General features: G+C 50.9%; 9 protein-coding genes. 3 read left to right on the top strand and 6 right to left on the bottom strand.

The annotated features are described in order from the left end of the window. Positions 1-66 precede the first annotated feature (66 nt). The 3 genes from MHN01_RS12255 to MHN01_RS12245 all read right to left on the bottom strand — a co-directional run bounded on the left by MHN01_RS12255 (position 67) and on the right by MHN01_RS12245 (position 2,774). The gene (locus tag MHN01_RS12255; protein ID WP_239411611.1) at positions 67-1,896 is read right to left on the bottom strand and encodes a methyl-accepting chemotaxis protein; all 1,830 of its coding nucleotides are present in this window, start codon (positions 1,894-1,896) and stop codon (positions 67-69) included. 214 nt (positions 1,897-2,110) lie between these two features. Beyond that, positions 2,111-2,545, bottom strand: a complete 435-nt coding sequence (locus MHN01_RS12250) for a protein YgfX (RefSeq protein WP_239411610.1) — start codon at positions 2,543-2,545, stop codon at positions 2,111-2,113. After that, entirely contained in the window at positions 2,514-2,774 is a 261-nt protein-coding gene (locus MHN01_RS12245) for a succinate dehydrogenase assembly factor 2 (RefSeq protein ID WP_239411609.1), read from the bottom strand. Before MHN01_RS12245 ends, MHN01_RS12250 begins: the two co-directional genes overlap by 32 nt. Before the next feature lie 290 nt (positions 2,775-3,064). Between MHN01_RS12245 and ygfZ the strand changes: the two genes are divergently transcribed. The 3 genes from ygfZ to MHN01_RS12230 are packed head-to-tail and all read left to right on the top strand — an operon-like array spanning position 3,065 to position 5,469. After that, positions 3,065-4,045, top strand: a complete 981-nt coding sequence (gene ygfZ, locus MHN01_RS12240; RefSeq protein WP_239411608.1) for a tRNA-modifying protein YgfZ — start codon at positions 3,065-3,067, stop codon at positions 4,043-4,045. Positions 4,046-4,048: 3 nt separating this feature from the next. Then, entirely contained in the window at positions 4,049-4,510 is a 462-nt protein-coding gene (locus MHN01_RS12235; protein ID WP_239411607.1) for an aminoacyl-tRNA deacylase, read from the top strand. A 20-nt stretch (positions 4,511-4,530) separates the two neighbouring features. Continuing rightward, positions 4,531-5,469 carry a LysR substrate-binding domain-containing protein gene (locus tag MHN01_RS12230; RefSeq protein WP_239411606.1) on the top strand — a complete coding sequence of 313 codons (939 nt, stop codon included), beginning with the start codon at positions 4,531-4,533 and terminating at the stop codon, positions 5,467-5,469. Positions 5,470-5,485: 16 nt separating this feature from the next. On the opposite strand, the gene nqrM is transcribed toward MHN01_RS12230, so the two are convergent. Genes nqrM through MHN01_RS12215 form a run of 3 tightly spaced genes read right to left on the bottom strand, consistent with a single transcriptional unit; the run spans position 5,486 to position 6,496 of the window. Then, complete coding sequence (nqrM, locus tag MHN01_RS12225; protein ID WP_239411605.1) at positions 5,486-5,680, bottom strand: (Na+)-NQR maturation NqrM; 195 nt, start codon at positions 5,678-5,680, stop codon at positions 5,486-5,488. After that, positions 5,677-6,153 (bottom strand): NifB/NifX family molybdenum-iron cluster-binding protein, encoded by a 477-nt coding sequence (locus MHN01_RS12220; RefSeq protein WP_239411604.1) that lies wholly within the window; start codon positions 6,151-6,153, stop codon positions 5,677-5,679. Before MHN01_RS12220 ends, nqrM begins: the two co-directional genes overlap by 4 nt. Before the next feature lies 1 nt (position 6,154). Then, positions 6,155-6,496, bottom strand: a complete 342-nt coding sequence (locus tag MHN01_RS12215) for a DUF134 domain-containing protein (protein ID WP_239411603.1) — start codon at positions 6,494-6,496, stop codon at positions 6,155-6,157. Positions 6,497-6,784 lie beyond the last annotated feature (288 nt).

Here is a 6,784-nt window from a genome sequence, read left to right as displayed (position 1 = left end):
ACAAAAAAAGCGAGAAGTGACCACTTCTCGCTTTTAGTATCCAGACCCAACCTACACGGTCTCAGGCTACACCTTAAATTCCGCAATGGCCTCATCAAGCGACGAAGCCTGATTAGCTACCGCGTTGGCTGCCAGGGCATTCTCATGCGCCACCGAGGAGTTAAGATTGGTAATATCACGGATCGAAGTGACGTTCTGGCCAATTTCATCTGACACCAGGCTTTGCTGCTCGACTGCTGCCGCAATCTGCGTACTGGTATCCATGATCAGCTGCATATCGCTCATGATCTGGTTGATCCGAACTTCTGCACTGTCAGCCTGGGTCACACTCAGATCACCCTGCTCACGGCAACGCCCGATATGGACCACCACCTGATCGGTTTGCTCCTGCAACGAAGCGATGATCGTCGTGATTTCCTCCGTCGATTGACGGGTACGCAATGCCAGAGAACGCACCTCGTCCGCCACGACAGCAAAGCCCCGCCCCTGCTCACCGGCACGTGCTGCCTCAATCGCTGCATTCAGTGCCAGCAGGTTGGTCTGCTCAGCAATGGCCATGATCACATCCAATACCGAACCAATGTTTTCAGACAACGTCGACAGGCTGGCCACCTCGTCGCTGGTCTGTGAAAGATCGTCAGAAAGGGCCCGAATACGCTCTTTGGTTGCAATCACCTCATTCAGGCCTTCCTGCGCCCCGTTATAGCTCTGGTCGGCATTGGCTGCCGCATTTTCGGTATTCGAGGCGATCTCACGGATTGTGACTCCCATTTCGGTGATCGCTGTTGCCACCGAGTCGGTTTCCGACTGCTGTTGCTCCATCGCCTTTTCCGACTCCTGGCTACGACTCTGCAGCTGTTCTGATGCAGCGCCCAGCTCGGTAACGGCTCCCTGCACATTGCCTACCAGATTACGCAAGCTTGCCAACAGGCCGTTAAAGTTCGTTGCCATTTCACCCAGCTCATCATTCCCGCTCTCATCGGCGGTTTGGGTAAGATCATTGCTCGCTGCAATACTGGCCATCAGCTGGCTCAGTGTCTCTATGCGACGCTGGATAGACTGACTGATAAACCATGACAGACTGACCAATGCGATAACCACAACCAACACTGCTGCTATGGTTAGCTGGCTGATCAAGCTCCGCTCGGCAATAACCTTCTCCTCCAGTTGATTAACAACTTCAGAGAATACTTTTTCAACCATATGAGACTGCTTGCGAATTTCTCCTCGCAGCCCGAGGTTATGGTTTAAGCCGATTGTTTTCTGCTGGGTAATGATTTTTTCAGTCGTATCGGCAAAACGGGTATAGACTAGCCCAAAATCATCGGCTAGCTTTTGGCTATAGCGGGCAGAGGCCGCCTGATAGGCCTCGAGATATTCTTTATTACCCGTCACAAGAAATAGCTTGGCCGCCTCTTCGACACTGTAGGCTTCCAAAATGTCTCGATCCTGATCACTGGCGGCATTAACCAGCTGCTCTGAATATTCAAAAAAATCACGGTACAAGCCATCAGAAGACGTAAGCCCAAGTTGCTGATAGCCCTTGATCAGGGCCATCATCCCTTCCTGGTAGTTCTGCATCGCACCCGGCAAGGTTTCAAGGCTCGGAATAGCAATAGACAACGACGCTAGATCGCCTTTCAACACAGTCAGCTGAGATTGAAAGGCATCATAGTTTTTCTGGAACTTGCCCTGATATTTCATATCCATCCGCATCAGGAAATCTTTCTCGTTACGGCGCAAGTTAAGCAAAACTACCTCTAGCTGGCTAACTGCCGCGCTAGAGTCATTGATCTTCATTACCCGCTCATTCGCCTTCCAGGTCATTCCCAATACAGCCAAAAGAGCGACAACCGCCAGGGCGGTAAGTCCTAATAATTTATATTTAATTTTCATTTCTACATCGTCCTTGCCTAATCACCTGCGCCAGGTATGGGCAGATAACCGTGTTTCGGCAGTGCTATTACGAAAAAAGATATCGGCCCTGAGGGCAATACCTTTAGGGAATGAAGGTTATGGCGAATAGCCAAAAAGCGCAAAACAAGGAATAAAATACTGAAAGGTAATTAGATTTCGATCAAATCAACCGCAAAAATAAATTTTATATTTATTATTTACTGTCCGAATCAATAACCAAGTGATGGCATATTAAAGACAGCGAACGATATTCCGCTTCTTCACATGCATCATGACAAATCAATAACCAGCGTCGCTGATCATTCTGACGCAGTCGCCAAAGCAGCAGATAGCGAGAGCGAATTTTGACCCGTTCAATTACCCAGTGTTGCCGCTGCCATTGCAGTTCACCGGACGATTTAACCACCAGCCTTCCCTGCATCAGACGGCAATCAATCAGGCGCTGCAGCCATTCGAACCATAAGAACTCCAGGCAGACAATGACCAGCGGAAAAGGAAGAGTGTGACGAAACCAGGAAAGCAATAACAGGCTTGCCGCACCAACATAGAGGAGTGTCAGTGCGGCAGCCATTAATCGAGACGGGGTTATATCAAGATCAGCGAAGCTTGCTGTTGTTGTGGGCGACAATTCTGTCCACCATCGCCGCATGGGCAGGGTTGTCACTCCGACCGTGCTGCATAACCCATGTAAACAGATCCGGATCATCGCAAGTCAGCAAAGAAATAAAGTCCCGCTGCTCCTGCTCGGACAGATCATCAAAGCACTCTTCGAAAAACGGCATGATGATCACATCCAACTCCAGCATGCCGCGGCGGCATGCCCACTTTACCCGTGCTTTTTCATCTGCACTCAACATATACAACCTCAACGTTCAATATGGTCGTTTTACAATTTGCCCAATACTAGCAGCCAAGGCCCAGGCCGACTATGCGCAGGAACAAGCAATGCACTAAGATGAGACCTATGATCAATAATAACCAGTCAAACTAATCAGGTATTTGGGCTGACAAATCGCTGCCAGCGATTTAACATAGCAGGAACAGAGATATTCACCCAACCAAAGTAACTCGCCGCCATTGCTCTGCCGATTCTCTGGCCGAGAAGAACAAAGCCTCCGGCAAGTTACCAGCACATCATGGAAATCCTATGAGCACCTGGTCAAACGTTCTGAATTTCAAACCTATTGCATTATCTTCGCAAGACAACCTGCCGGAGCTGGCACTGGTCGATCTCGCTGACTGGGGCCTGATCACCCTGGTGGGCGAAGACAAGAAATCCTACCTGCACGGCCAGGTAACCTGCGATGTCGTCGGCCTCGCAGCCGAGCAGTCTACCCTGGGAGCCCATTGCGATGCCAAGGGCAAGATGCGTACCGTATTTCGCTTATTCCACCACCGTGATGGCTACGGTTTCTTTCAGCGCCAGAGCGTTATGGCCACCCAACTGCCTGAACTGAAAAAATATGCCATCTTTTCCAAGGTCGACATCGAACAAAGCAGCGATGTTCTGCTAGGCCTGACCGGTAACAAGGCTGGAGAGGTGATTGAACGTGAGTTTGGCGGTGAAGGTGATGTCCGCGCCATTCCTGGCGGGACCGCGGTACAGATTGATCAGCAGCGCTGGCTTATTGCCGTTGCGGCAGATCAGGCTGAAACCATCGCCGAGAAGCTGGCAACAGGCGCAGAACTGTCCGACAGTACACTGTGGGATCTCTACGACATCCAGCACGCAATCCCGCGTGTCGATGCGGCAATCGAACTGGAGTTCATCCCCCAGGCAATGAACTTACAGGCCCTTGACGGCATTAGCTTCAAAAAAGGCTGCTATACCGGACAAGAAACCGTGGCACGGGCCAAGTACCGCGGTATTAACAAGCGGGCCATGTATATCGTTCACGGTGAAGCTGAGCAATGCCCGCAGCCGGGTGATGCCCTTGAGCGCAGTGTCGGTGAAAACTGGCGTAAGGGCGGTACCCTTATCGCTGCCTACAAATTTACCGACGATCAGGCGATAGCGCTTGTCGGTCTACCCAACGATCTGGATGACGACAGCCAGTTCCGCCTTGCCGGGCAGACATCAATTTGGCACAAGATGCCACTGCCTTACTCGCTGGAAGATGATCAATAAGCAATGCAAACACCTGTCACATTCTATCTGGAGCAAGAAGGCGTCGAATACCGCCTCCTGCCCCATACCAAGCCAGCCAGGACCATTGATGAAGCGGCCCAGGAACGTGGGGTAAACCCCGAGCAGATGGTCAAATCCATCCTGCTCAGAGACATGGGCGGATTCCATGTGCTGGCCTGCGTGCCGGGCCCCGCGCAAGTTGATCCGAAAAAAGTCCGTGCCATGTTTGGCTGTCGCCGTATGACCTGCGCCGATGCCAGCGATGTCGAAAAAGTCACGGGCCTGGTGATCGGTACCGTGGCACCGGTCGGACTGAAACGTCCGCTGCCGGTCATTTTTGATCACAGCATCAAAAAGCACCACAAAGTGAATATCAGCAGCGGTGATCGTATGGCCGGCGTCGAATTAGAAACCGAGGATCTGCTATTGCTGTGCGATCCCATGTTTGCCGATATCTGTCGCTGATCAAGGGAATAGGAACAAGCGTGAAGAATATCAACTGGCGGGGGGTCGACCTAAACCTCTTAATTGCATTTTCCGCCCTGATGGAGACCCGGAGCGTCACCAAGGCTGCAGCCAGGTTATCCATCGGGCAGTCTGCCATGAGCCATAACCTGTCGCGGCTGCGGGCACTGATCAATGATCCGCTGTTCGAACGTCAGGGACACCAGATGATCGCAACCGACAAGGCTGTCGAGCTGGCTCCTGTCATCGATAATATTCTTCACCTTGTCACCACCGAGATCCTTCAGCCGAGCGATTTTACCCCCCAGGACTATCAAGGCAGCTTCCGTATCGGCCTTACCGACTATGCCGAGCTTTTGTTTGCCCCGGCCCTGTTCGATGCGATTACCACACAGGCTCCCCAGTGCCAGCTCAGCTTCTGCAATGTGGATCGCAACAATTACCAGTCCGCCATTGAAGAGCAGAAAATCAACCTGGTTATTGGCTCCATGAAGGATTTGCCGAAGGAGTTCGACAGCCAGTATCTTTATACCGAAGATCATGTCTGCCTGTTCGACAGCCCGGCCACCGGGTTATCAGCGCCTATCGATCTGGCCCATTACGTCGCAACGCCACAGGCGCTTGTGACTCCCGATGGCAAGCTCGCCAGTGCTGTTGATAGTCAGCTGCAACAACAGGGAGTTAGCCGTCATATTGCTGTCGGCTCGAGTAACTTCATGACAATTCGTCACTTACTAACAGGACGGAATCTGATTTGTGTCGTGTCGACCCTGATGGCTCGTGTCGATATTTTTCATGATAACCTCACCCAGTGTCCGCCACCGGTGAAGATCCCTGATTTTGATATCAACATGTTGTGGCTACGCCGAAATGGCAGCCACCCGAGAGTTGAATGGCTACGTCAGATAGTCAGCGAAACCATCACCAAACGCGTTGCGGTACTGCGACAGCACAGCTAAGTGATCCCGGCCGGGATCACTTTTTTTCAGGCTCGCTGATCTGATACAGCTTGTGGCTATCACACGTCTCGTCGCAGTTACACTCCTTTTCGACCCCGACTCCGGCAAGGCCGCCGCAACTGCCCTTAATGGTTTTCTTCTTCACAATCCAGCCTATCGCCATGGCAACAATAACCAGCAGAAAAATCATTACTGTTAGCAAGAAAGTCATAATTTTAGTCCTCCCACCTTAGTCAGACCCGACAATGACAGTTTAGTATTCATTGCTGTACCAATTTTGACTGGTGCCGGTTTCTTCTTACTGCCACAACCACAGCCACAATCTCCTTTCTCCCGTTTGCACGGCCGCCCCTGCTCAGGCGATGTCAGTTGCTCTCCGACAATACTACCGCCCAGCACCGCAGAAACCTGGCTCCGTACAGGCACACGGGTTACCGAGAAACCAGCCTGCAGTAACCTAGCCAGTGAACGCTTGCCGACATTTCCCAGCATTATTTCGCTCACGCCCAGATCGCTTAGCTGACGCTGAAGACGCTTTTTGTGTTTGCAGCCGATCTCGCGGCTCCCGGTATTTTCCAGCGTAGTAACCAATTGACCCTGTTCATCAAATACCAAAAAAGCAGCAGCTTTACCAAAATGCCCGGCCACTTCATTACGTGGCGTAACCGCAATTGCTCGCGACATGTTAACGCTCCTTTTCTTTATCCTGCCGCTTATTATCAACCGGCTGTGAAATGTTAGATGATGATGAATCCGGCTGAAGTTCCAGCGCTCTCCCTTTTACCAGTGCTTGTGCAACTTTATGCCGCGCACGGGCAATAATATTGCCTAATGTCTGCCGCGAAACACCAAGTTTCTCTGCAGCAGCCTGCTGTTGCAGGCCATCGAGATCCACAAGCCTAATGGCTTCCAGTTCATCAGGGGCTAGAGAAATGCTTTCCAGCTGTGACATCGGCACGCCGTTAGGTTTAAAACAACTGTAGGCCGGGCGGCAACCTATCCGGCGGTGTATTTTTGGTCTGGGCATGAAGTCCTCATTTCTGGCATATGCCAACAATGGCCATATTATTGGCATATGCTAAAAATCAAACCTTGATCCTGAGCAGAAAACGGAAGAAAACAGCAAACAACTCAGACCAGCAAAAGGATTTAGCACAAAACACTAAATTACATGTAAGAGAAACTGATCTCCGCCTAGTAGCGCGGATAAAAAATGACGCGAAACAATCAACAAAGCATATTGATGCATATAAGAAAGATCTGTAACACCATAATATACAAACAATAATTCGCAGCAATTGCTGAGTTCATAAAA

The organism is Photobacterium sp. OFAV2-7 (genome assembly GCF_022347985.1).
GTDB lineage: Bacteria > Pseudomonadota > Gammaproteobacteria > Enterobacterales > Vibrionaceae > Photobacterium.
This window is presented reverse-complemented; position numbering and strand designations above follow the sequence as displayed.